We start from the raw sequence: 23371 nt of genomic DNA on the forward strand, positions 1-23371 counted from the left end.
AGGGGAAACTATATGGGCAAGATCACAGGATTTATGGATTACAAGCGCAAGACCAGTGCGGACATCCCGCCGCTGGAGCGCATGGATAACTTTAACGAATTTCACATCTGGCTCTCCCGGGAGGAGCAGCAGACCCAGGCTGCTCGCTGCATGGACTGCGGCGTGCCGTTCTGCCAGGCGGGTATGATGATCGGCGGCATGGCCTCCGGCTGCCCGCTGAACAACCTGATCCCGGAGTGGAACGACCTGGTTTATCAGGGCAAGTGGGAGATGGCGCTCCACCGCCTGAAAGCCACCAACCGTTTCCCGGAGTTCACCAGCCGGGTCTGCCCCGCCCTGTGCGAGGCGGCCTGCACCTGCGGCGATGTGACCGGCAGCAGCGTTACCGTCCGGGAAAACGAGCACGCCATTGTGGAAACGGCTTACGCCAAGGGCTGGATGAAAGTCACCCCGCCCCCGGCCCGCACGGGCAAGAGCGTGGCGGTCATCGGCAGCGGCCCCTCCGGCCTCTCGGTGGCCGAGTACCTGAACATCCGAGGCCACGCCGTGACCGTGTTTGAGCGGGCTGACCGCATTGGCGGCCTGCTGATGTACGGCATCCCCAATATGAAGCTGGAAAAGAACGTCATCGAGCGCCGCCTGAAGATCATGCAGGCGGAGGGCATTGAGTTCCGCACCAATATGGATGTGGGCGGGGCGGTCTCGGCGGAAGAGATTTTGAACCGCTATGACGCGGTCGTCCTCTGCTGCGGTGCCAAAAAGGCCCGCGACCTGAATGTCCCAGGCCGGGACGCCAATGGTGTCCACTTTGCGGTGGACTACCTCACCAGCGTGACCAAGAGCCTGCTGGACTCCGACTTTGCAGACGGCAGGGCCATCAACGCGGCGGGCAAGAACGTCCTCGTCATCGGCGGCGGCGACACCGGCAACGACTGCCAGGGCACGGCCCTGCGGCAGGGCTGCACCGACCTGATGGCACTGGAAATGATGCCTCAGCCCCCCAAAGAGCGTGCCGCCAACAACCCCTGGCCGGAGTGGCCCAAGGTGCTCAAGGTAGACTACGGCCAGACCGAGTGCATCGCAAAGTTCGGCAAGGACCCCCGCGTCTACCAGACCACGGTCAAAGAATTCCTGAAAGATGAAGCGGGCAACCTGACCGGTGCCGTCATTGCGTATCTCAAGCCGGAGAAAGACCCCGAGACCGGCCGCACCAGCATGGTGCCCACCGGCGAGACCTTTCTTTACGACTGCCAGCTGGCCTTTATTGCAGCGGGTTTTGTGGGCTGCGAGAGCTATGTGGCCGATGCCTTTGGCGTCAGCCTGACGAATCGCGGCTGCGTGGACACCGACCACTTCAAGACCAATGTGGACAAAGTTTTTGCCTGCGGCGACATGCGCCGGGGCCAGAGCCTCGTCGTCTGGGGCCTGCGGGAGGGCCGTGACTGCGCGGCCGAGGTAGACCGCTACCTGATGGGCTACACCAACCTGTAACCCCCTCCCCTCTATTTTTCAAGCCATTCTCTTTCCTATCCTAAACAAGCAGCAGCGGGAACCTCGCATGGGGTTCCCGCTGCTGCTTTTCTGTTTTTATGGGCACGTTTTCACAAAGTTTTCACATTTGCAGCTTAATTCCTACTTGTCTTATAGGACAAACTGTGCTAGAATCATCTCGCGAGGAGAGATACCCCCATGGGGTAATTCTTCAAACCAGAAAGGAGCGAGATACGATGTCGGAACCATCGGAACACAGGGAGCACGCTTCCCCCGCCTGCCCGCACTGTGCGGCAGCGGCTGAGGCTGCCACACCGGAACCTGCGGAAATGGCGGCAGAATGCCGCGCCGTGCCAGAACCGCCAGAGGCAGAAACGGAAGCCGCTCCCCATGCCTGCTGCTGCCGCCACAAAGTGCGCACGCCGGAGGAACACAAAGCCCTGCTCAACCGCCTGAGCCGCATTGAGGGGCAGATCAGAGGCATCCGGGGCATGGTGGAGAAAGACGTCTACTGTGCCGACATTCTGGTGCAGGTGGCAGCGGCCAACTCGGCGCTGAACAGCTTCACCCGCGAGCTTCTGGGCCAGCACATCCGCACCTGCGTGGCGGATGACCTGCGGGCCGGGCAGGACGAGAAGCTGGACGAGCTGCTCAAGCTGCTGCCCAAGCTGATGAAATAAGCCCCGCCGGGGCATCTTCGTTCCAAGCGACAGGAGGAACCAACACAATGGAACAGTATAACGTTACGGGCATGAGCTGTGCAGCCTGCTCTGCCCGGGTGGAAAAGGCCGTAAAGAAAGTGCCGGGTGTGACCAGCTGCTCGGTAAGCCTGCTGACCAACTCCATGGGCGTGGAGGGCACGGCCAGCGAGGCGGCCATCCTCAAAGCCGTGCAGGACGCCGGTTACGGTGCCAGCCCCAAGGGTGCGGCCAGCAACGCTGCCCACAGCACCAGCGCCGATCTGGACGCCCTGGCCGACCATGAGACGCCCAAGCTCAAGCGGCGGCTCATCGCCTCGCTGGGCTTTCTGCTGGTGCTGATGTACTTCTCCATGGGACACATGATGTGGGGCTGGCCCCTCCCCCACTGGTTTGACGGCAACCACATTGCCATGGGCCTCGTCCAGCTGCTGCTGGCCGGCATCGTCATGGTCATCAACCAGAAGTTCTTCCTCAACGGCTTCAAGGGCCTCCTCCACGGCGCGCCCAACATGGACACGCTGGTGGCCCTGGGCTCCATGGCCAGCTTTGTGTGGAGCACTTACGCCCTCTTTGCCATGACCCGTGCTCAGGTAGATGGCAATGACGAACTCGTCATGCACTATATGATGGAGTTCTACTTTGAATCCGCCGCCATGATCCTGACCCTCATCACCGTGGGCAAGATGCTGGAAGCCCGCTCCAAGGGCAAGACCACTGATGCCCTCAAGAGCCTGATGAAGCTGGCTCCCAAAACTGCCACCCTGCTGCGGGACGGCGCGGAAGTGGTCGTCCCCGTTGAGCAGGTGCAGAAAGGCGATGTCTTCGTCGTCCGCCCCGGTGAGAACATCCCCGTGGACGGCATCGTGCTGGAGGGCATCAGCGCCGTCAACGAGAGTGCCCTGACCGGCGAGAGCATCCCGGTGGACAAGGCCGAGGGCGATAAGGTCAGTGCCGCCACCACCAACCAGTCGGGCTTCCTGCAGTGCCAGGCCACCCGCGTGGGTGAGGACACCACCCTGGCCCAGATCATCAAGATGGTCAGCGACGCCGCCGCCACCAAAGCTCCCATCGCCAAGATCGCCGATACCGTTTCCGGCTTCTTTGTGCCCGCCGTCATCTCCATTGCCGTGCTCACCACCATCGTCTGGCTGCTGCTGGGCCATGAGCTGGGCTATGCACTGGCCCGCGGCATTTCCGTCCTGGTCATCAGCTGCCCCTGCGCGCTGGGCCTTGCCACCCCGGTGGCCATCATGGTGGGCAACGGCCTGGGTGCCAAGAACGGCATCCTCTTCAAAACGGCCGCTTCGCTGGAGGCTGCTGGCCGTACCCAGATCGTGGCGCTGGATAAGACCGGCACCATCACCAGCGGTGAGCCCAAGGTCACCGACATCCTCCCCGCGGAGGGCGTGACCGAGAGCGAGCTGCTGACCCTGGCCGCCTCTCTGGAGCAGAAGAGCGAGCACCCGCTGGCAAAGGCCGTGCTGGCCTATGCCGAGACTGAGACCATCGCATGCCCCGACGTCACCGACTTTACTGCCCTGCCCGGCAACGGCCTTTCCGCCAAACTGGACGGCATGGAGATCTTTGGCGGCAACGCCAGCTTCATTGCCACCAAGGTGGAGGTGCCCGAGGCGTTGCAGAATGACGCCGCCGCCCTTTCCGCGCAGGGCAAAACGCCCCTCTTCTTTGGCGGGGCGGGCAGGCTGATGGGCGTCATCGCCGTGGCCGACACCATCAAAGAGGACAGCCCCCGGGCCATCCAGGAGCTGCAGAACATGGGCATCCGGGTGGTGATGCTAACGGGCGACAACCAGCGCACCGCCGATGCCATTGGCAGACAGGCGGGCGTGGATGAAGTGATCGCAGGGGTCCTGCCCGACGGCAAGGAAGCCGTCATCCGCAGGCTGCAGGAGTCCGGCAAGGTGGCCATGGTGGGCGACGGCATCAACGACGCCCCGGCCCTGACCCGTGCCGACACCGGCATCGCCATTGGCGCGGGCACCGACGTGGCCATTGACGCCGCCGACGTGGTGCTGATGAACTCCAAGCTCTCGGACGTGCCCGCCGCCATCCGTCTGAGCCGCGCTACCCTGCGCAACATCCACGAAAACCTGTTCTGGGCGTTCATTTACAACATCATCGGCATCCCGCTGGCCGCCGGTGTCTTCATCCCGCTGGGCCTGACGCTCAACCCGATGTTTGGTGCCGCCGCCATGAGCCTTTCCAGCTTCTGCGTGGTCAGCAACGCCCTGCGGCTGAACCTGTTTGACGTCCACAGCACCAAGCACGACCGCAAGGTCAACCCCGTTTCGGCTCCCGCCGCCTCCTCTGCCCCCGTGGCTGAGGCTCCGGCTGAAGATAAAGAGAGTAATTCCAACCAGGAGGATCCTACCATGAAAAAGACTCTGCATGTTGAGGGCATGATGTGCGGCCACTGCGAGGCCCGCGTCAAGAAAGCACTGGAAGCCCTGCCCGAGGTCAGCGAGGCGGTCGTCAGCCACACTGCCGGTACCGCCATCGTCACCCTGTCCGCTGAGGTCTCCAACGAGACCCTGAAAAAGGCCGTGGAAGACCAGGACTACCAAGTGACCGGCATCGAATAAGCCTGCCAAGACGCAAAAACACCGCTGAGGACAAAATCTCAGCGGTGTTTTTCATTTTATGACAGCGACGTTTGCAACGCCGTAGCGCTTCATCAGCGTAACGGCCTCTCTGCTGACCATTTCCCCGCTGACCACGATGGGGATGGCGGGCGGGCAGGAGACGGTGGGCATGGCGCAGACACGGCCCAGGGCTTCCTCTGCCGGGACGACCTCCTGCGGGGCAAAGATGGCCTCCCGGATGGTGCACCGGGGGTCCTTTTCCGCCAGTTCCCGGGCCAGGGCCGCAAAGTTTCCAGCAGTGTCTTCTTCCGTCGGGGCACTGCCCAGCGGGCGGGCCGTACAGCAGGCGGTGATGGCCTCCCGCAGGCGGTCATAATCCTGCGGCGGGTTCTCCGGCGTGAACATCAGCACGAGATAGCGCGGGTCGGCATACTCGCACTCGATGCCATGCTGCCGCAGCACCTCGGCCAGTGCCTGACCGGAACAGCCCAGCGCGGCGGCATCCAGCGTCAGCTTGAGAGGCTCCCGGTCCGGGGGATCCCCGGGTAACGCCAGCGGGAGCACAGCCCCGTGGGCTGCAGCTGTCTCATTCAGGGCTTTGCGCAGGGCTTCCAGCGCTGCACAGCACCCGGCCAGCCGGGCCCGGTAATCCCCGGCCAGCACCGCGTTGCACTGGTCCAGCGACTGCAAAATGAGGTAAGACGGGCTGGTGGAGCCAAAGAGGTTGAGGGTATTGCGGACGGTTGCCTCGTCCTGCACGGGGGCATCCGGGCCCAGATGCAGGTAGGCCCCGCCCGTCAGGACCGGCAGAGTCTTGTGGCCGGAATCGCAGCACATGGCCGCCCCCAGTGCAATGGGGTGGCGGCTGCCGCCGGGCAGAAAGTGCAGGTAAGCCCCGTGGGCGTTATCCACCAGCAGGGGCACGCCCCGCGCCTTGCAGACGGCTGCCAGCCCGGCGATATCCTGCACGCTGCCCAGATAATCCGGGCTGGTGACGTAGACGCCAAAGGGCCGTGTCCCCTGCTCTGCCTGCGTTTGCAGGGCCCTGCGCAGGGCCTCCGGCGTCACCGGGCAGCTGCACAGCGCCCCGGATGCTTCCGGGGCCGGCCAGAGCCACTGGATGTCGAAATCCAGCAGGGCGGCGGCATAAAGCAGGGCCTTGTGGGCATTGCGGGCCGCCAGCAGCACCGGACGCTTCCCTGTTTTGGGAGCCCTCCGCAGCGCCAGCGCCAGCATGGCCCGGATGCACTGGGACGAACCCTCCGTACTGTAATAAGTGCGCGCCGTGCCAAAGAGGGCCGTGGCATTTGCCTCGCTCCGGGCAATGATGCCCTCGGCCTCATACAGCTCATCGGCCCCTTTGATCTCGGTGATATCCCAGGCCTCACAGCCCAGAAACGGCTGGCCTTTATGGCCGGGCATGTGCAGGCGGCTGGTGCCGGACTGCGCATACTGCCGCACAAAATCCACGATGGGGGCGGTCATGGAGCTCATTCGCAGGCTTCGCCGGTGGCGCAGGCATTGCACTGGCCGCCGATCTCAATGGGCACCTCGATGCCCTGGGCAGCCAGCTCCTGGTTTTCGGCCACCTTGATCATGATGGCGCACTCCATCCGCTTGCGGAACAGCTCACAGCCGTACTCATACACGCCCTTGATGCTGCCCGTGGCGTGGTAGCCGTTGGCCGCACAGCCGCCGGAGCAGTAGAGCTTGGCCCAGCAATCCTTGCACTCCTTGCGGGCATAGGCGTTGCAGTGCTTGAACTCATCCCGGATCTCGGTATTGGTGACACCTTTCCAGATATCGCCCATGAGGTACTTGGGGTCGCCGACGAACTGGTGGCAGGGGTACAGGTCGCCCCAGGGGGTAACGGCCATGTACTCGGTGCCGGAACCGCAGCCCGAAATGCGCTTGTAGATGCAGGGGCCGCCGGTCAGGTCGATCATGTAGTGGTAGAACGTGAAGCCGCGGCCCTCGCGGTCCCGCTTGATCATCTCTTTGGCCAGGATCTCATACTGCTCCTTGAGGATGGGCAGGTCCTCCGCGGTCAGGGCGCTGGGATCGTCCGGCTTGCAGACCACGGGCTCCATGCTCAGCTCGGTAAAGCCGAGGTCGGCCATGTGGAAGATGTCGTTGGTAAAATCCGTGTTAAAGTGGGTGTAAGTGCCGCGCATGTAGTAGTTTTTATCGCCGCGCTTCTTGACGAACTCCTGGAACTTGGGCACGATGGCATCATAGCTGCCGCGGCCCGCGTAATCCTTGCGGAAGCGGTCGTGGACTTCCTTGCGGCCGTCCAGGCTCAGAACGACATTGTGGCACTCCTTGTTGCAGAAATCAATGACATCGTCGTCGATGAGCATGCCGTTGGTGGTCATGGTGAAGCGGAAATTCTTGTTGTGGATCTTCTCCTGCTCACGGCAGTAGGCCACCAGCTTTTTGACCATATCGAAATTCATCAGCGGCTCACCGCCGAAGAAATCGACTTCGAGGTTGCAGCGGGTGCCGCTGTTCTCAATGAGGAAATCCATGGCGCGCTTGCCCACCTCAAAGCTCATGAGGGCACGCTCGCCCTCATAACGGCCCTGGGAAGCAAAGCAGTAGGAGCAGTTCAGGTTACAGGTGTGGGCCACATGCAGGCAGAGAGCTTTGACCACAGTGTTGCGGTTCTTAAAGTCAAATGCCATATCCTCGTAGACATCCGGGCTCCACAGCTTGCCCGCCTCTTTCAGGGCGGTGACATCATCGATGCACTGGCGCAGGTCTCCCTCGGTGACGTCGGGCCGGTCGCCATATTTTTTCATCATGGCAGACACGATCTCGTCCGGGGTGTGGTCTGCATACAGGGCGATCACATCATACGCCACATCGTCCACCACATGTACGGAACCGCTGCAGGTATCCAGCACGATGTTATATCCATTCAATTGATACTGATGTACCATTTTTACCTCCATACCATAAAAAAATGCCGCCCGGCAAAGGCGGCATAAGGTTTGCAAAAATTACTTATTGCTGTTCTCGCACTGCTGGTTAGCCACGCCGCAGGAGGTCTTGCAAGCGGACTGGCAGGAAGTCTGGCACTCGCCGCAGCCGCCGGTCTTAACGCTCTTAGTCAGGTCACGAGTAGCGATAGTCTTAATACGTTCCATAATAGAAAACCTCTCTAGCTCCATAGTTTCGTGCACGGAACCACCCGCACACCATGTTATCTTTATGTATGATAACACGCACGGGGGCTGATGTCAAGATTTTTAGGGGGCTTTTATCACCATCACCGCTTGGGAAAGCTCCCCAAGCTTCTGTCACGCTTCACCTTGCAATCGAGCAGGCCATCCGGTGGTAAGTGTGCCGCACGCCCCGCACCGCGATGGAGTAGGCCATGATATTCTCCGGCAGGGCCATCCCGAAGTAACCGGTATCGCCCAGGTGGTGGATATCGGTGCCCGCCATCTTGCACATGAGGGCAATGCGCTTTATCGTGTCGGTGTCAGCGCCCTCCTGCGAGGTGCCGATGGAAGTAATGGTCAGTGCGCCGTTCTGGTGGGCGCATGTGATCAGGCGTTGGGCGTACTCCTGCGTGATGCCGGGCACAGTGCCGGGGGCAGGCAGGAGGATGATGTCGGCTCCGGCCTCCACAAAGGAAGCAATGTCCTGCTCTGTCATAATGTTTTCCGCCGCCTCCGAAAGGATCCCCGCCGCGTGCATCTTGCCTGCCGCCAGGACGATGCTGTCCCCGACGGCTTCTTTGAAACGGCGGAGCGTCTGCTCAATGGCTGTGTTGGTGACACCGACGCCGGGGTTGCCCGTGAGCAGGACAAAATCAATGCCCAGCTTCTTGGCCCGCAGAGCGTTCTCCACCGTAGCCCGACGCCCGGCGGACATGGCCCACATGGGGTCCGTCTCGATCTCCGCGTCATCCGCCACGGGCTCCAGATTGATGCCGACGGGCCGCCCGGTGAGCTTTTTCAGCAGGCGGATGGTCTCCCCCGGTTCCACCGGCGGCAGGCCGTGGATGACGGGCTGCTGCACATCAAACAGATTCAGCAGCAGGATATCCGCCCCCATGGAGGCCGCAAACTCCGCGTTGGTCACATTGCCCAGCAGCGGCTGCACCGAACCGATGGTCTCGCAGGCAATGACCCGGCCCTCGCTCTTCTGGATGGACTCCAGCAGGTCAGCCTTGGTGAACTGCGCAAAATCCGAAGCGCAGCAATCCAGCATTCGTTTTGCCATAGTGGGTTCTCCCTTTTTGTTTTTCTTTTATTATACGACAGGGCAGGGGGCTTTTACAAGACAAACAAAAAAACCACCCGATTATTACCGGATGGCCAGACTGGTTGGGGATGAGAGAATCGAACTCCCACAAGTAGAGTCAGAGTCTACCGCACTACCACTATGCAAATCCCCAATATTCTGTTTTGTTTTGCGGGGTGAGCCGCTCAACGTGTGCTATTATACGGAAAACGCGCGTCTTTGTCAAGCGGTTTTTTGAAAAAATTTGCACTTTTTGAAAAATCAACGCGGAGCCGTGCACAGTGCCCTGAAATGTCATCCTTTTTGTGCCCGCTGCATATACTGGAAACCAGCAGATGCAAAAACAAAAAGGAGGACATCCTATGGTACAAGCCGCACAAAAGCCGCAGACCCTGCTTTCCAGCCGCATCCCGCGGGACACGGAGCACGAGCGTTACCACCCGGAGCTGGAGGAGGAACTGAAAGAGTGCCTGTTCTGTCTGCGCCGCAACGAGATGATGTTTGATCTGGAAACGGACACAGACCTCATCGAGCAGCGCATCTACGAGCGGCAGGCCCTGCTGGCCCGCTACCGTTACTTACTTTCCCGCGCCCGGGAACTAGGGCTCCACACGGTCTTGCAGAAGTATCAGCCACTGGGTTGATGTTCCTCATGGGAAATCAGCCTGAAATGACAGCAGCCCCCGACGGAACTCCCGCCGGGGGCTGTTTTTGTTTAAAGTAAGATGCAGATGAGGCCGGTGCAGCCCTCGTTGATGACCTGCTCCAACGTTTCCTGCATTTTGGTGCGGGCTTCCTGCGGCATGTGCAAGAGCTTGTTCTGCAGCCCGTCGTTGACCAGCTCGTGCAGACTTTTGCCAAAGATATTGGACTCCCACAGCTTGACGGGGTCGCTCTCAAAATCCTGCAAAAGGCTCTGGACTAAATCTTCGCTCTGCTTCTCGGTCCCCACGATGGGGCTGATCTCGGTATGGATGGTGGCTTTCATCATCTGGATGGAGGGGGCGCTGGCTTCCAGCCGGACGCCGTACCGCCCGCCCTGCTGGACGATCTCAGGCTGTTCCAGCGAGAGCTCGTCAATGGTGGGCATGACGATGCCGTACCCGGTGGCCTCCACCTGCTCGAGGGCGGAACGAATTTTCTCGTACTCCCGGCTGGCCTTTGCCAGCGAGAGGATGCAGGGCATCAGCCCGGCCTCGTCGCCGATCTCCAGCCCGGTCTGCTCGCTGAGCACCTGATAAAAGACTTCCGGCTTCAGGATCACCGTCACCCGGACGATGCCGTCAGAGAGGTTCATCCCGCTGAGAGCGGTCTGCTGGACGGCGTCACAGGCCAGCGCGGCCCCGCCGAAGGCAGAGAGGTCTTTCATCCGGGTCACCTGCTCGGAAAAGGCCATGGCGGCAGAGTACACTTCCGTCTGGAGCCAGTGGCCTTTGTCCAGCATGGTCACCCAGCGGGGCAGCGCGAAATCCAGCTCCCGCACCGGGAACTCATACAGCACCTTTTGCAGGATGGTGTTCAGTGCGGCGGCATCCAGGTCCAGACAGCTGACGGCCAGCACGCTGCGGCCATAGCTCTGCTCCAACTCGGCCGCCAGGGCCCGGGTCTCCGGGGCGTCCGGGTGGGTGCTGTTGAGGAGGATGACAAAGGGCTTGCCCAGCGCCTCCAGCTCCTGCACCACCCGCTGCTCCGCCGGGAGGTAGCTTTCCCGGGGGATCTCGCTGATGGAGCCATCCGTTGTGACCACGATGCCGATGGTGGAGTGGTCGGTGATGACCTTGCGGGTACCCGTTTCTGCCGCCAGGTCAAAGGGGATCTCCTCCTCAAACCAAGGGCTCTTGACCATCCGGGGCTTGTCATCCTCCTCGTGGCCCATGGCCCCCTCCACCATGTAGCCCACACAGTCGATGAGGCGCACCCGGCACTCGCCCCCGCCCTCCAGTGCCAGCGGCACTGCCGTTTCCGGGATGAACTTGGGCTCGGTAGTCATGATGGTACGCCCCGCCGCCGACTGAGGCAGCTCATCCCGGGCGCGGAGGCGGGCGGCCTCCGGCCCCATGGCAGGCAGCACCAGCTGCTCCATAAACCGCTTGATGAATGTACTCTTTCCTGTCCGCACCGGCCCCACCACCCCGATGAGGATGTCGCCGCCCGTCCGTGCACCGATCTCCCGGCAGACCGCGTTCTGCTCCAGCATTTCCTGCTTTTCCAAAGTGCTCTCCCCTCTCGTCCTGTTTTAGCAAAGTTTATGCGGCTATCTTTCAAAAAATAACTGCTGCTTCCCGCTTTGCCAAGGCCTCTCCCTTTGGGAGAGGTGTCACCGCAGGTGACGGAGAGGGCTAGGATGCTGTCAAAAAGCAAAAACACAGCGATACACTGCCTCTGACAAACAGAGTGCGTATCGCTGTGTTTGCGTGTTTTTCTTTGCCAGGCTCGCCCTCTCAGGCGCTAACGCGCCAGCTCTCCCAAAGGGAGAGCCTCTGGCGAGGAGGAAAATTTTACAATAAAGTCGGCACCAGCTCTGCCAGCTTTTCCGCCAGCTGAGCGTGGCCATGGCGGGTCAGGTGCATAAAGTCGATCCGATTGAACTCGCAGCCCTCGGCGTCCAGAAAGTGCGCGCCCTGCCGCTCGGCGATGACGCGGAACTGCTCCGCCACACCGGCGGATCTCTCCACACAGCCCTCGCCCATGACGGGGTCGTGGAAGCCCTCTTTGATACGGGGCGGGGCCACCACCAGAATGTTGGGGGCCTTGGCACCCCAGCAGTCCACGCTCTTGCACTTGAGGATGAGCCGTTCCAGACCCGCGGCGATACAGGCAGCGTTGGCTCCAAAGCGCTCCTTGACGTCGTTGGTGCCCAGCATGATGATGAGCAGGTCGATGACCTCATGGCTCTTGAGGAGGGCGTAGGCGGCGCTCAGGGCGTCCATAGATTCGTGGATGGGGTCTACAAAGACGGTCGTCCGGCCGGAGAGGCCCTCTTCGGTGACGAAATAATCGCTGCCCAGCGCGGTCTGCAGGCGGCAGGTCCAGCGTTCCTCCTCATTGAAGCGGATCCCGCCGTCGGCACAGTCCGTCGGGTCGGCACAGTAGCCGTGGGTGTTGCTGTCACCCAGGCAGAGAACATGTTTTTTCATGGTAGTTCCTCCTGTTCAGGTGTTTTCCATAGTCTGGCGGAAATAATACACAGCGCCTACCATTCCGGCGTCGTTGTGGAGCTGAGCCGCCCGGATCTCCAGCCCCTCGGCAAAGGCGGGCATGATGGAGCGCCGGACCTTTGCGGCCACCGGCTCGATGAGGAATTTTTCCTGCGCGCTGACGCCGCCGCCGATCAGGATGAGCTGCGGATTGAAGATGTGCACCATGCCCGCCAGCCCCTGCGCGATCTCGTCCGTCCAGCGGTCGATGAGATCGAGCACCAGCGGGTTTCCTGCCTCGGCCGCCGCAAAGATAGCCCGGCCATCTTTCAGGTTGGGGTCAATGGCGTGGGCTCCCCGCACCAGAGCCGTGGTGGAGGCGTACTGCTCCCAGCAGCCCACCGCCCCGCAGGTGCAAAGCAGGCCGTGCTGGGCGTGGGTACGGTAGTGGCCCATCTCGCCACCCAGGCCCCGGGCACCCTCCAGCAGGCGGCCCCCGGTCAGGATGCCGCCGCCGACGCCAGTGCCCAGCGTGACACCGATGACGTCGGTATAGCCCTTTGCCCCGCCGACCCAGACTTCCCCCAGGCACATGCAGTTGGCGTCGTTGGCCACAGTGACGGGCCGGTGGAATTTGGCTTCCAGCTGCTCCTTGATGGGGCTGCCGATGTAGTTGGGCAGGTTGCCGCAGGTGCCCGCCACCACGCCGGTATGGCTGTTGATCTGGCCGGTGGCGGAAACGCCGATGCCTTCCAGCGCCTGCGGGTCTTCCCCCCGCGCGGTGAGGAACCGCTCGGCAGCGGCCAGCACCGTGGTCAGGATGGGAGTCTGCCAGCCGTCAAAGCTGACGCTCTCCTCGGCTTTGGCAAGGATGCCGCCCGTTTCGTCCACAAGGCCCAGCTTGACGCTGGTGCCGCCGATGTCAATGGCAAGATACTGTTTCATCCAGCATTCCCTTTCCTTTTGTTGTCATTTGTTCATGGCGTGGATGGCACCGGTAAAGCGGGCCGTGATCTCGGCCGGGCGGGTAATGGCACCGCCCACCACCAGCGCAAAGGCACCGGCTTCCAGCGCCTTGACGGCCTGCTCCGGGTAGTGGATGTGGCCCTCGGCGATGACTTTGGCCGGGCACTGGGTGGCCAGGGTATGGACGAAATCAAAATCAATGTCGTCGCAGCCCTCGGTCTCGGGGGTATAGCCCCGCATGGTGGTGCCCACAAAGTCCGCGCCGGCAGCGGCACAGGCCAGGGCGTTTTCCACGTTGTCACAGTCGGCCATGAGCAGCTGGTCCGGGTATTTCTCTTTGATGGCCTTGATGAACTCCGGGGAGGTCATGCCGTTGGGGCGGATGGCGGCAGTGCCCTGCACAGCCAGGATATCCACACCGCAGGCCACCAGCTCGTCCACTTCTTTCATGGTGACGGTGATGTACATGGGCGTGCCGGGGTAGTCCTTTTTGATGATGCCAATAACGGGCAGGTCCACCACCTGCTTGATCTGGGTGATGTCCCGCACGGTGTTGGCCCGGATGCCCACGGCCCCGCTCATGGCGGCGGCTTTGGCCATCAGGGGCATCACACCGCCCTCCTTGGTGTACAGGGGCTCGGTCTCCAATGCCTGGCAGGAGACGATGAGGCCGCCCTTGATCTGTGCAAACAGTTTTTCTTTGTCCATCATGCTTTGTCCTCCATTCTGATCTTGACGACGGCTTTGCGCACTTTCGTGCACTCCGGGCGGGCCACGCCGGGCTTGTGCAGCTCTCCGGGGAAGAACAGGACGAACCGCCCCTCCCCCAGCGAACCCGTGACGGCGTCCGGGCTGTTCTGGAACCCGATGTCCCCCGTGAACGTCCCGACTTCCTCGCCGGGAGCCGTGGCGTAGCCCCAGCCCTCGCCGCCGGTGATGTCGATTTGCAGGTCCGCATAGCGGCGGTGGTACTCAGGGTTTGCCCCCTCGCCCGGTTTCAGGTCGGCCTCCATCACATTGATGAAGACATTCTCCCCGTCCACTTCGGTGCGGCCCAGTGGCAGGTCGGCCAGGGTGTGGCCCACACAGTAGGCGGTGAGGTAATCAATGGCGGTATCGAGGTTTTCATGGAAGCCCCGGTAGCGGTTCAGGTGTTCCAGCGTATCGCAGATCATGATGTTTTCTCCGTTTTTGTGTTGTGATAAAACCAGAAACAGCGCCTGCCCTCTCCCCTCAAAAATGAGACGGAGAGGGGGCGCGGTTTCCGGGAACAGGGGTTACAGTTTTGCGATGGCGGCCTCGATCATGGCCTGTGCCTGCGCGACGATCTTCTCGTCCTCGCAGGCCAGGTTGGGCATGGGAGCGCGGACGCCGCCCAGCTCCAGGCCGTACATCCGGCGCAGGATCTCTTTCTGCACCGCGTAGAGGTTGCCGTGGGCCTCGCACATCTTATAAATGATGCGGTCGGCATCGTACTGGATGGCGCGGGCCTTTTCGATCTCACCCTTGTTGATGTGGTCGTTCATGGCCAGATACAACTCGGGCATCACGGCGTAAGTGCCGCCGATGCCGCCGTCGGCACCAATGACGCGGCCGGAGACGAACTGCTCATCCGGCCCGTTGAAGACCACGAAGCTGCCCTCGCCCCGGGCGGCGATGCCGGCATCCTTGAACATCTGGATGTCCTGGGTGGGCATGGAGCTGTTCTTGACGGCGACGACGTTGGGGTTCTTGAGCATCTCATGCAGCAGGCTCATGGTCAGGCCGGTGCCTGCCAGCTGGGGGATGTTATAGATGACGAAATCCGTGTTGGGGGCGGCAGCGGACATGTCATTCCAATACTTGGCAATGGCATACTCCGGCAGATGGAAGTAGATGGGCGGGATGGAAGCAATGGCGTCCACGCCCACGCTCTCGGCATGGGCTGCCAGCTCCACGCTGTCGGCGGTATTGTTGCAGCCGACATGGGCAATGACGGTGATCTTGCCTTTGGCCTCGCTCATGACAGCTTCCAGCAGCTTCTTGCGCTCATCGGGGTGCTGGTAGATGCACTCACCGGAGGAGCCGCCCACATAGACGCCCTTGACGCCCTTGGCGATCAGATGGCGGGTCAGGGCTTTCGCACCCTCCGTGGAAATATTGCCCTCTGCATCATAGCAGGCATAGAAGGCGGGGATGACGCCGCAGTATTTGGTTAAGTCTTTCATACTATTCGCTCCTTAAAGCTTCAAACGTTTCTCATTTGGTTAACGGTTTCAGCGCCCTCTTGCGGTGCCCTGCGTCTGCTTCGGCCCTTGAATGGGCCTTGCATCCTGCAGACCGCGGCGCCAAAAGTTGCTCCCTGTTTCTGCCGCTGGCAGTGGTCGCAACTTTAGCCCTTAACGGCACCCATTGCGATGCCCTTGGTAAAGTATTTCTGGAAGATGAGGAAGATGATGATGATGGGCACAGCGGCCAGCGCGGCACCGGCCATGATCAGACCGAAGTCGGTGCTGTTTTCCGCCTGCAGCTTGGCAATACCCAGCGAGATGGTCAGGTTGCTGGTGCTGGACAGCATGATCAGCTGCATGAAGTAGTCGTTCCAGCTGTTGATGAACGTGAAGATGGCCAGCGCGCCGATGCCCGGCTTGACCATGGGCAGCACGATGCTGATAAAGGTCTTGGCCTCGCTGGCACCATCGATGCGGGCCGCTTCCAGCATCTCGGTGGGGATGCCCTCACTGAACTGCTTCATCAGGAAGACGCCGAACGGCCAGCCGACGATGGGGAAAATGACCGCCCAGATGGTGTTATACAGGTTGAGGGAGCTCATCTCGCGCAGCAGGGGGATCAGGATGACCTGCTTGGGCAGAGCCATGGCGCAGACGATGAGGGTAAACAGCAGCTTGCGGCCCACGAAGCGCTTCTTGGCCAGTGCATAGCCTGCCATGGCAGCCGTTGCACAGGTGAGGATCATGGAGACGACCGCCATGAAGACGGTGTTGACCATCCAGCGGATGGCCGCCGGGACGGTGGGGCCGACCGAGAAGTAGATGGGCTCGCCGTCGGCGCTGAAACGGCTGCCGAACGGCACGGCCAGCTGCCACAGCGGAGCGCTTTTGCCCGCAAACAGTTTCTGGTAGTTGGTGAGCACCCACTCACCGGGCCACCACTCCGGGGTGGTGGAGTTGATGGCCGCGCCCGTTTTGAACGAGCCAGTGATGATCCAGTACAGCGGGAACGCGAACAGCACCGCCATGATGCTGATGAGGATGATGGCAAGGATCATGTAGGCGCTCATCCGCTTGAGTTTGCTGGGGTGACGCTTTAAGGGCTTTTGCTTTTTTGCAGTTGCACTCATTTCCGGCACCTCCTTTAATTATCCTGGTTGCCCAGCTTGAACTGGACCGCCGACAGGATGGCAATGATGACCGCCAGCACCACGCCCATGGCGTTGCCGTAGCCGTAGCGGTAGAGCTTGAACGCGGTGTAGTAGATGTAGTACATGATGGTATCGGTGCTGTGGTTGGGGCCGCCGGACGTCAGCAGCTGGATCAGCGCAAAGCACTGGAACGAGTTGATGGTGGTGATGACCAGGATGTACAGGGTGGTGGGCATGATGGCGGGCCACTTGATCTTCCAGAACGCCTGGAAATCGTTCGCGCCGTCCACCTCCGCCGCTTCCACGATGGACTGATCGACGTTGCCCAGGGCGGAGACGTACAGGACGATGGGCTGGCCCACCGAGGTGGTGAGCAGGATGAGGATGATGCAGCCCAGGGCGTATTTTTCATCGCCCAGCCAGTTGATGTTCTTATCAATGAGGCCGACGGCTTTGCCCAGGTAGTTGAAGATGCCGTAGTAGTTGTTGTACATCCACTTCCACACCACGGTAACGGCCACGGAGCCGGTGACCACCGGCAGGTAGAACACGCAGCGGAAGAGGCTGGTGGCCCACTCCGGCAGGTCTACGATGGCGGAGGACACCCACAGCGAGAACGCGCAGGTGACGGGCACCGAGACGATGACGATGATGAACGTATTTTTGAGCGCGCCAATGAAGACGGGGTCACTGAACAGTTCTTTATAGTTTGCCAGGCCCACGAAAACATCGGCACGGTTCATGGTGGAGTCAAAGAAGCTTGTGACCACGCAGAGCACCATGGGATAGATGACGAACCCCAGGAAGAAGATCAGGCTGGGCAACAGGAACAGGTAGGAGGCAATGGTCTCCTGCCGGACCAGTGCGCTGCTGCGTTTTGGCTCTTCGATCTTTACAGTCTTTGCTGCCAAAAAAATCACCAAACCTTTCTTTCCGGCATGTGCACCGGTTTCTTACACAAAATGCCCCTCCCTCGCCGGGATGTTCGAGGGAGGGGCACAAAGTTTACCTTGATCTGCCCTCAGGCAGGCTCGTTATGCCTCGGCAGCAGCGGCTGCATTGGCGTTGTCGCAGAACGTCTTGACGGCAGTGGTCACATCCTCACCGGTGCCAACACGCTGGAGCATGTTCCACCACTCGGTACGGGCGGTTGCCCAGCCCGGGGTGATCTGGTAGTAATCGCCCAGGTAGTTCATGAACTTGCTATACTCGCTCATGATCTCGTTGCCGGCGTAGATGTCGCCCACGCTTGCACGGACCGGGAAGTAAGTGGAAGCCAGAACGCTTGCACCCACCTGATCGGGGTCGGCCGCGATGAAGTCGATAAAGGTCTTGGCTGCTTCGATCTTGGCGTCATCGCCGTTATTGAAGATGCCAAAGCCCCAGATACCGCCGCAGAGCTTCGGGTCGCCGCTTGCGGTGGGGAATGCCATGGGGAAGATCTCATCGCCGCTGTTGGTCAGGCCGGCGTCGTTGTTGTCGGTGTTGAGCTGCTGGGCAATGTTCCAGCAGAATGCCATCTGCAGGGTGCCGTTGCGGAAGAGGGTGATCTCTTCGCCGCCGTTGATGGAAGCGTCAAAGTTGATGCCGTCGGCGTCGTGCAGAGTCTGGATGGCCTTGATGTTCTCAGCGGAATCCGCGGTGTACTTGGTGTGGGCCGCATCGGTAAAGGTGCCGCCGTACATGTTGTTGATGATGGCGCGGGTGCCCTGGTCGCCGCCCTGGCCGCTGCAGTAGATGGCTGCCACGTTCTCGTAGCCGCCCTTGTACAGGGCATCCACGGTAGCCAGGAAGTCATCGGTGCTCCAGGTGTGGGTATCGGTGTTGATGTACTTGTCCGCGCCCACTTCCTTCACTTTGGTCATGTTGACAGCCATGCAGTGCGCGGTCATGCACAGGGGATACTCGTAGTAATCACCGGCGTCGTTCTTGCAGGCGGATTCCACAGACTCATAGATGTCTTTCTTGGCATCGTCGGTCCACAGGTCGTTCAGCGGAGCCATGACGCCCTTGGCACCCCAGTTGGCCACCAGACGCTCGGGGCCTTCCATGATGAGGTCGGGCGCGCTGCCGCCCTCGATGGCGGTGTTGACCTGGTCGTCGCCGTTGGTGTAATCCAGATACTCCACGGTGACCTTGATATCGGGGTACTTGGCGTTGAAGCTGGCGATGATTTCCTGAACGGTCTCATCCTTGCCCCAGCCGCCGATGGGGTATGTCCACAGCTTGATGTTGGCGGCGGCGCTGCCGGAAGCCTCGGCAGAGGCAGCCGGGGCAGCGGAAGAAGCGGTGGAAGCAGCTGTGCTGGTAGAAGAACCGCCGCATGCGGCCAGAGCGCCTGCCGCGCTGAGCGCGCCAACGGCTTTCAGGAAAGAGCGGCGAGAGATACTTTTTTTCATAACAGTTTCTCCTTATTTTATCACGGTGCGGCCCCTCGTGCGGCGGGCCGTTGTTCATTGGCCTTATTATAGAAAATAATTTTCATTTTGTCCATTAGCCGCTTGTCTAATTAAAAAATTATTTTCTTGTGCATCTCGCACAACTTTCTGGGATACATCCTGTTTTTTAGCACTTTGTCCAATTTTGTCCCCAATTGTTTTTATTTTGTAACCATTTCAGTTTCATCTCGTTCACGGGGTATGAAAATTATTTTTCAGCCAATTTGAAAGACTTTTTCAGGAATAAGTATCACTTTTCACAAATTTTTGGATGCTCTGCACAGAAAACCGGGTACATTTGTGGGCAAAGCCCCACTTGTAAACCGGGCGGAATTCTTTTATACTTTTTATGGAACAGGTGTAAGAACAGTGCAGCGGGAGCCCGGCTCCCCTGCTTTATAAGGAGTAATCAAATCATGTCGATCAACTTTTGGGATCTGCTGCACCAGCGGCAGGACGAGCTGACCAAGTCCGGCCGGGCGGTAGCGGATTATCTGCTCCAGCACGCCGACGAAGCGCAGTACCTCTCCATCTCTTCCCTCGCCAAGGAGTGCAATGTGGCCGAGGCCACGGTCTTCCGCTTCTGCCGGGCACTGGGCTTTGAGGGCTACCACGAGATGCGCATTGCCCTGGCCCAGGCCAACGCCACTGGCAGCATGGTCAACCATCAGGAGCTGCAGCCCGGGGCCACCACGGCCACCCTCTGCGACCATGCCCACGCCCTTTTTATGACAGCCATCAACGGCACCCAGAACGCCCTTTCCACCGAGGCTGTGGACGAAGCGGCCAACCTGATGCGGGCGGCAAAGCAGGTATTCTGTTTCGGGCAGGGCGGCAGCATGTTACTGGCCAACGACATCTGCGCCCGCTTTTCCAGCCTTTCCACCAAGTTCCGGACGGCGGGCGACAGTCATTTGCAATTACTGACAGCCAGCCTGATGGGCCCGGAGGACGTGGTGCTCTTTGTTTCCTACTCCGGTGCCACCCGCGACATGATGGAGACCTTGCGCACGGCCAAGGACGCCGGAGCCAAAATCATTTTACTGACCCACTACGAGGACTCCCCCGGCGCGGCATTGGCGGATGTAGTGCTGCTGTGCGGGGCGCAGGAGAGCCCGCTGGACTCCGGCAGCATCCCCATCAAGGTGGCGGTGCTCTATGTCGGCGAGGTGCTGCTGCTGCGCTACATGATGGACGACCCCGAGACCGCCAACACGGCACAGGACCGCACCAGTGAAGCCGTGGCGATGAAATTGTTGTAAATCGCGCCAGGGAGCTGTCGAGCGAATGCGAGACTGAGAGGTTTCCCCCTTACGAAAAAAAACTTCCGAATGCCGGAACGTGACCGTTCCAGTTCGGAAGTTTTTTCTTTTTATGATACCGCGTAAAAATCAAATGTAATCCGAAATATACGGAATTTTGTGGAAGAGCACGTCGTCCAGGCGCTCGGCGGCCTCTTCCCTGCCCTCGATGCGCTCCAGCTCATAGAGACGGTCGGCGGTCTTATAACCCAGCAACAGGGTGGAGAGGGTACCGATGCCCATTTTCAGCTTATACTCCGCCGGGGCATTCACTACCTTGCAGTGACCATCGGCAAAGCGGACGGTGAACGTCCGGTTATTCCAGGGCAGCAGGGTGTCCTCGATTTCCAGGTCGATGCAGAGCTCGCCGCCATCGGGGTCGCAGGGGTAATCTTCCAAAAAGCTCTCCACATCCACGATGCGGCCCATCGCGTAGGGGCGGATGCTCTCCTTGATGTCGCCATCGTCCATCTCGAAGGCGATGGGTTCACTAAAGTAAGTATTGCCATGCACCTCGTCGATCATGGAGTCGTGGGCGTGGATATACTCCCACAGGCCTTTCTGTGCCTCGCGGTTGAGGTAGATCATCTCCTTGATATGCATGATATCGTTCTTGATGAGGTAGACCATATAGCCGCAGGGCTTATCTTTCATGTTGTAGTAGACGGCCACGTTGGTGTCGTCCTCATCCCAGCGCCAGTATTCCTCCCAGGCCAGATTATTGCGGAACAGGCACCCGTGGGTGACGGAGGCAAAGTGGGAATGGAGCTCATGGAAATCGGTGTTATCCCACGCTACCCGGCGGACATAGCCCGGGGCCTGGACTTTGGTGGGGATCTGCCGGTCCTTGATGTTGAACGAAATTTTATTGGAGACGATTTCCCACCCGAGGTGATGATACAGCGGGATGGAGTAGGGGTAGAGCAGCGCAAACGTCTTGCCCTCCTCATACATCCGGGTCAGGCCCTGGATCATCAACTTTTTCATAATGCCCTGCCCGGTGTACTCCGGGTAGGTGCAGACACTGGTGACGAAGCCGACGTGGTAGACTTCATCGTAGATGTTCATTTTCAGCGGGTAGACCGCGAACTGGGAGACGAGGGTATCGCCGTCAAAACAGCCCAGCACATCGGCGCGTTCCAGCACCGGGAATTTGGACTGCTTGATCTCATCGTCTTTCCAGCCTGTAGCCGTCAGTTCCTCCTCCGTCACCTGAAAGGTGTAGCGGAGCAGGGCGTTATACTGATCCAGGTCGTCCGTTTCCAGATAGCGCGTGGTGTAATGCTCTGCGGAGTTCATGGAATGATTGCCTCCTTTCGTTCTTTCACTTTCCCGTATTTTACTCAGTCCGTGTCGTATTCAACGGAGCCGGCGGGGGCTTCCCCGCTGCCGTCGGCGGTGGCGGTGTTATCGGAGGCGGCGGGCTGCTCCGGGGTGGCCGGGACATTCTCCACGCTGGGGTCCGCGGCAATATACACCACGATGACGCTCCCGGCCTCCACGCTGGTACCCGCTTCGGCGCTGCAGGAAACGACGCATCCCGACGCATAGGAGCCGTCGTTGACCACCATGAAGCAGCTGGGCACCAGGCCCCTGCTCTCCAGCTCTTTCACGGCTCCCTCCTGGGTAAAGCCGATGACGTTGGGCATCTCGATCATCTCGGGGCCCTTGCTTACCACCAGGCTGATGGTGCCGCCCTCTTCCAGCAGCTCCCCTGCCGCGGGCTCCTGCCGGATGATCTTGCCCTCGGCCACGGTGTCGCTGTATTCCAGCGTGACATAGAAGAGATAATCGCCCACATAGCTGCGGTTGTTCCGCACCTGAGCGTCATAATCCAGCCCCACGAAATCGGGCACCAGATTGGCGGGCTCGGTGATGCTGGGCTCCTCCGGCACGCTCTCGGGCGTGGTGACGGACGAAGCCCCCTGTTCCGGCAGGTGGGTACTCACAAAGCCCCAGACCGCGAGCAGGGTGAGCACGGCCAGCAAGATCAGGATGGCCGCCAGCAGGTTGCGCAGGCTGAGCAGGTGGGTGTCATCCCCGGGGTCTTTTGCCGCCGGGGCGGTCTCGGGCTTCATGGTGCGGGCCAGCTCCTGGGTGTACTCCTGAGAGGACAGGGCCTTGAACAGCTGGGGCACGGTCTGGATGCGCTCCACCGGCTTGAGCCGCAGGCCGTACTGCAAAACGTCCGAGAGGTAGACCGGCAGGGCCGGGTTGACGGTGCGGGCTTTGGGGTTGGAGTCCGACACCAGCCGCTGGGCGGCGGGCACCGGGCTCAGGCCGCAGACCATCCGATAAAAGACGGCGGCAAGGCTGTATTCATCGGTATAGCGGCCCTCAAACTCGGCGGTGGAGTATTGCTCCGGGGCCGAGAAGCCCTCGTACAGCTGCTCGTGGAGGCCGCTTCCGGCCGTGCGCAGGCCCACGGTGGCGTAGCCCGTCAGCCGGGCCCGGCCATTGTCCAGCACCCGGATGTTGGCCGGGCAGATGCCCCGGTGCACCAGCCCCACCTCGTGCATGGCCGCCACGCCCTCAAATACGGGCTGCAGCATGGCACAGGCGGCGGCAGGCTCCACGGGGCCGGGGTGATCTTCCAGCCATTTCTGCAGGGGCCGTCCGCCGGGGTTTTCCATCACGGCGTAGACGGTATTGTTCTCTTCAAACACGTCCAGCACGGCTTCCAGGCCGTTGGCCGGGGTGATGCGCTGGATGGCGTGGTAGAGGTCCGCAAAATCCATCCGGGTGGTCTTGAACAGCACCTCGCTGCCGGGTTTGGGGCGTAAATGGCAGTCCCGGCCCCGCTCGGCGGCCAACGTCAGGGGCATATACTCCTTGACGGTGACCCGGAAGCGGCCCTTGTTCTCCACGCCCCGGTAAAGGATGCCCTCACCGTCGATGCTCTGGATCTCGCCCACGGTGTACCGCCCTGCCAGCACGGTGCCCACCGGGAGGCTGCCCGACGGGTTGCGTCCGGTCAGGCTCCGCCCGCAGTGAGGGCAGACCGGTTCCGGTGCGTCCAGCTCCTGCATACAGTACGGGCATATCCGTTTTGCGTCCATGGTGGTTCCCCCTTGCGGCGTGTTGTAGTGCCTTTTATTGTAGCATATCGCGGATGGGAA

General features: G+C 60.7%; 20 protein-coding genes and 1 tRNA gene. 5 read left to right on the forward strand and 16 right to left on the reverse strand.

Annotation, left to right across the window (positions count from 1 at the left end; genetic code table 11):
- Positions 1-12 precede the first annotated feature (12 nt).
- The 3 genes from C4N22_RS01740 to C4N22_RS01750 all read left to right on the forward strand — a co-directional run bounded on the left by C4N22_RS01740 (position 13) and on the right by C4N22_RS01750 (position 4795).
- Positions 13-1491, forward strand: a complete 1479-nt coding sequence (locus C4N22_RS01740; RefSeq protein WP_112147782.1) for a glutamate synthase subunit beta — start codon at positions 13-15, stop codon at positions 1489-1491.
- A 329-nt stretch (positions 1492-1820) separates the two neighbouring features.
- A complete protein-coding gene (locus C4N22_RS01745) occupies positions 1821-2171 on the forward strand; it encodes a metal-sensing transcriptional repressor (RefSeq protein WP_112147783.1) in 351 nt (116 codons plus the stop codon).
- Positions 2172-2218: 47 nt separating this feature from the next.
- Positions 2219-4795, forward strand: coding sequence for a heavy metal translocating P-type ATPase (locus C4N22_RS01750; protein ID WP_112147784.1), 2577 nt, complete (start codon positions 2219-2221; stop codon positions 4793-4795).
- A gap of 51 nt (positions 4796-4846) precedes the next feature.
- Here the strand turns inward: C4N22_RS01750 and C4N22_RS01755 are convergent, their stop codons facing one another.
- The 5 genes from C4N22_RS01755 to C4N22_RS01775 form a co-directional block, all read right to left on the reverse strand.
- A complete protein-coding gene (locus C4N22_RS01755; RefSeq protein ID WP_112148009.1) occupies positions 4847-6280 on the reverse strand; it encodes an amino acid decarboxylase in 1434 nt (477 codons plus the stop codon).
- 5 nt (positions 6281-6285) lie between these two features.
- Positions 6286-7737 carry a thioether cross-link-forming SCIFF peptide maturase gene (scfB, locus tag C4N22_RS01760; protein WP_112147785.1) on the reverse strand — a complete coding sequence of 484 codons (1452 nt, stop codon included), beginning with the start codon at positions 7735-7737 and terminating at the stop codon, positions 6286-6288.
- Positions 7738-7797: 60 nt separating this feature from the next.
- Positions 7798-7944 (reverse strand): six-cysteine ranthipeptide SCIFF, encoded by a 147-nt coding sequence (gene scfA / locus C4N22_RS01765; protein ID WP_005926683.1) that lies wholly within the window; start codon positions 7942-7944, stop codon positions 7798-7800.
- Positions 7945-8104: 160 nt separating this feature from the next.
- Entirely contained in the window at positions 8105-9028 is a 924-nt protein-coding gene (locus C4N22_RS01770) for a haloacid dehalogenase-like hydrolase (RefSeq protein ID WP_112147786.1), read from the reverse strand.
- 101 nt (positions 9029-9129) lie between these two features.
- A tRNA-Gln gene (locus tag C4N22_RS01775) sits at positions 9130-9203 on the reverse strand.
- A gap of 208 nt (positions 9204-9411) precedes the next feature.
- Between C4N22_RS01775 and C4N22_RS01780 the strand changes: the two genes are divergently transcribed.
- Positions 9412-9693 carry a DUF2508 family protein gene (locus C4N22_RS01780; protein WP_112147787.1) on the forward strand — a complete coding sequence of 94 codons (282 nt, stop codon included), beginning with the start codon at positions 9412-9414 and terminating at the stop codon, positions 9691-9693.
- 71 nt (positions 9694-9764) lie between these two features.
- Here C4N22_RS01780 and spoIVA read toward each other — a convergent pair whose 3' ends face one another.
- The 9 genes from spoIVA to C4N22_RS01825 form a co-directional block, all read right to left on the reverse strand.
- Positions 9765-11246 (reverse strand): stage IV sporulation protein A, encoded by a 1482-nt coding sequence (gene spoIVA, locus C4N22_RS01785; RefSeq protein WP_112148010.1) that lies wholly within the window; start codon positions 11244-11246, stop codon positions 9765-9767.
- A gap of 301 nt (positions 11247-11547) precedes the next feature.
- A complete protein-coding gene (locus C4N22_RS01790; protein ID WP_112147788.1) occupies positions 11548-12186 on the reverse strand; it encodes a GDSL-type esterase/lipase family protein in 639 nt (212 codons plus the stop codon).
- Between the two features lie 15 nt (positions 12187-12201).
- Positions 12202-13131, reverse strand: coding sequence for an ROK family protein (locus C4N22_RS01795; RefSeq protein WP_022257745.1), 930 nt, complete (start codon positions 13129-13131; stop codon positions 12202-12204).
- A 24-nt stretch (positions 13132-13155) separates the two neighbouring features.
- A complete protein-coding gene (locus C4N22_RS01800; protein ID WP_112114979.1) occupies positions 13156-13860 on the reverse strand; it encodes an N-acetylmannosamine-6-phosphate 2-epimerase in 705 nt (234 codons plus the stop codon).
- A complete protein-coding gene (locus C4N22_RS01805; protein WP_022257747.1) occupies positions 13860-14327 on the reverse strand; it encodes a YhcH/YjgK/YiaL family protein in 468 nt (155 codons plus the stop codon). The genes C4N22_RS01800 and C4N22_RS01805 overlap by 1 nt, the downstream gene beginning before the upstream one ends.
- A 102-nt stretch (positions 14328-14429) precedes the next feature.
- Positions 14430-15359, reverse strand: a complete 930-nt coding sequence (locus C4N22_RS01810; RefSeq protein WP_022257748.1) for a dihydrodipicolinate synthase family protein — start codon at positions 15357-15359, stop codon at positions 14430-14432.
- A 164-nt stretch (positions 15360-15523) separates the two neighbouring features.
- A complete protein-coding gene (locus C4N22_RS01815) occupies positions 15524-16492 on the reverse strand; it encodes a carbohydrate ABC transporter permease (protein WP_112147789.1) in 969 nt (322 codons plus the stop codon).
- Between the two features lie 14 nt (positions 16493-16506).
- On the reverse strand, positions 16507-17433 hold the full coding sequence (locus C4N22_RS01820; protein ID WP_181566960.1) for a carbohydrate ABC transporter permease: 927 nt from the start codon (positions 17431-17433) through the stop codon (positions 16507-16509).
- Positions 17434-17547: 114 nt separating this feature from the next.
- The gene (locus C4N22_RS01825; protein ID WP_112114735.1) at positions 17548-18912 is read right to left on the reverse strand and encodes an ABC transporter substrate-binding protein; all 1365 of its coding nucleotides are present in this window, start codon (positions 18910-18912) and stop codon (positions 17548-17550) included.
- Between the two features lie 455 nt (positions 18913-19367).
- Here C4N22_RS01825 and C4N22_RS01830 point away from each other — a divergent pair, with 455 nt between their 5' ends.
- Positions 19368-20213 carry a MurR/RpiR family transcriptional regulator gene (locus C4N22_RS01830; protein WP_112147790.1) on the forward strand — a complete coding sequence of 282 codons (846 nt, stop codon included), beginning with the start codon at positions 19368-19370 and terminating at the stop codon, positions 20211-20213.
- A 129-nt stretch (positions 20214-20342) separates the two neighbouring features.
- On the opposite strand, the gene C4N22_RS01835 is transcribed toward C4N22_RS01830, so the two are convergent.
- Positions 20343-21551: a GNAT family N-acetyltransferase gene (locus C4N22_RS01835; RefSeq protein WP_112114733.1), complete on the reverse strand. Its 1209-nt coding sequence runs from the start codon at positions 21549-21551 to the stop codon at positions 20343-20345.
- Positions 21552-21595: 44 nt separating this feature from the next.
- Entirely contained in the window at positions 21596-23311 is a 1716-nt protein-coding gene (locus C4N22_RS01840) for a PASTA domain-containing protein (protein ID WP_112147791.1), read from the reverse strand.
- Between the last annotated feature and the right edge of the window lie 60 nt (positions 23312-23371).

This window comes from Faecalibacterium prausnitzii (assembly GCF_003287495.1).
Taxonomy (GTDB): domain Bacteria; phylum Bacillota; class Clostridia; order Oscillospirales; family Ruminococcaceae; genus Faecalibacterium; species Faecalibacterium prausnitzii_I.

Excerpts from the sequence above, each read along its gene's own strand:
- C4N22_RS01740 (WP_112147782.1), top strand. The coding sequence starts at position 13 with ATGGGCAAGATCACAGGATTTATGGATTACAAGCGCAAGACCAGTGCG.
- C4N22_RS01745 (WP_112147783.1), top strand. The coding sequence starts at position 1,821 with ATGGCGGCAGAATGCCGCGCCGTGCCAGAACCGCCAGAGGCAGAAACG.
- C4N22_RS01750 (WP_112147784.1), top strand. The coding sequence starts at position 2,219 with ATGGAACAGTATAACGTTACGGGCATGAGCTGTGCAGCCTGCTCTGCC.
- C4N22_RS01755 (WP_112148009.1), bottom strand. The coding sequence starts at position 6,280 with ATGACCGCCCCCATCGTGGATTTTGTGCGGCAGTATGCGCAGTCCGGC.
- scfB (WP_112147785.1), bottom strand. The coding sequence starts at position 7,737 with ATGGTACATCAGTATCAATTGAATGGATATAACATCGTGCTGGATACC.
- scfA (WP_005926683.1), bottom strand. The coding sequence starts at position 7,944 with ATGGAACGTATTAAGACTATCGCTACTCGTGACCTGACTAAGAGCGTT.
- C4N22_RS01770 (WP_112147786.1), bottom strand. The coding sequence starts at position 9,028 with ATGGCAAAACGAATGCTGGATTGCTGCGCTTCGGATTTTGCGCAGTTC.
- C4N22_RS01780 (WP_112147787.1), top strand. The coding sequence starts at position 9,412 with ATGGTACAAGCCGCACAAAAGCCGCAGACCCTGCTTTCCAGCCGCATC.
- spoIVA (WP_112148010.1), bottom strand. The coding sequence starts at position 11,246 with ATGCTGGAGCAGAACGCGGTCTGCCGGGAGATCGGTGCACGGACGGGC.
- C4N22_RS01790 (WP_112147788.1), bottom strand. The coding sequence starts at position 12,186 with ATGAAAAAACATGTTCTCTGCCTGGGTGACAGCAACACCCACGGCTAC.
- C4N22_RS01795 (WP_022257745.1), bottom strand. The coding sequence starts at position 13,131 with ATGAAACAGTATCTTGCCATTGACATCGGCGGCACCAGCGTCAAGCTG.
- C4N22_RS01800 (WP_112114979.1), bottom strand. The coding sequence starts at position 13,860 with ATGGACAAAGAAAAACTGTTTGCACAGATCAAGGGCGGCCTCATCGTC.
- C4N22_RS01805 (WP_022257747.1), bottom strand. The coding sequence starts at position 14,327 with ATGATCTGCGATACGCTGGAACACCTGAACCGCTACCGGGGCTTCCAT.
- C4N22_RS01810 (WP_022257748.1), bottom strand. The coding sequence starts at position 15,359 with ATGAAAGACTTAACCAAATACTGCGGCGTCATCCCCGCCTTCTATGCC.
- C4N22_RS01815 (WP_112147789.1), bottom strand. The coding sequence starts at position 16,492 with ATGAGTGCAACTGCAAAAAAGCAAAAGCCCTTAAAGCGTCACCCCAGC.
- C4N22_RS01825 (WP_112114735.1), bottom strand. The coding sequence starts at position 18,912 with ATGAAAAAAAGTATCTCTCGCCGCTCTTTCCTGAAAGCCGTTGGCGCG.
- C4N22_RS01830 (WP_112147790.1), top strand. The coding sequence starts at position 19,368 with ATGTCGATCAACTTTTGGGATCTGCTGCACCAGCGGCAGGACGAGCTG.
- C4N22_RS01835 (WP_112114733.1), bottom strand. The coding sequence starts at position 21,551 with ATGAACTCCGCAGAGCATTACACCACGCGCTATCTGGAAACGGACGAC.
- C4N22_RS01840 (WP_112147791.1), bottom strand. The coding sequence starts at position 23,311 with ATGGACGCAAAACGGATATGCCCGTACTGTATGCAGGAGCTGGACGCA.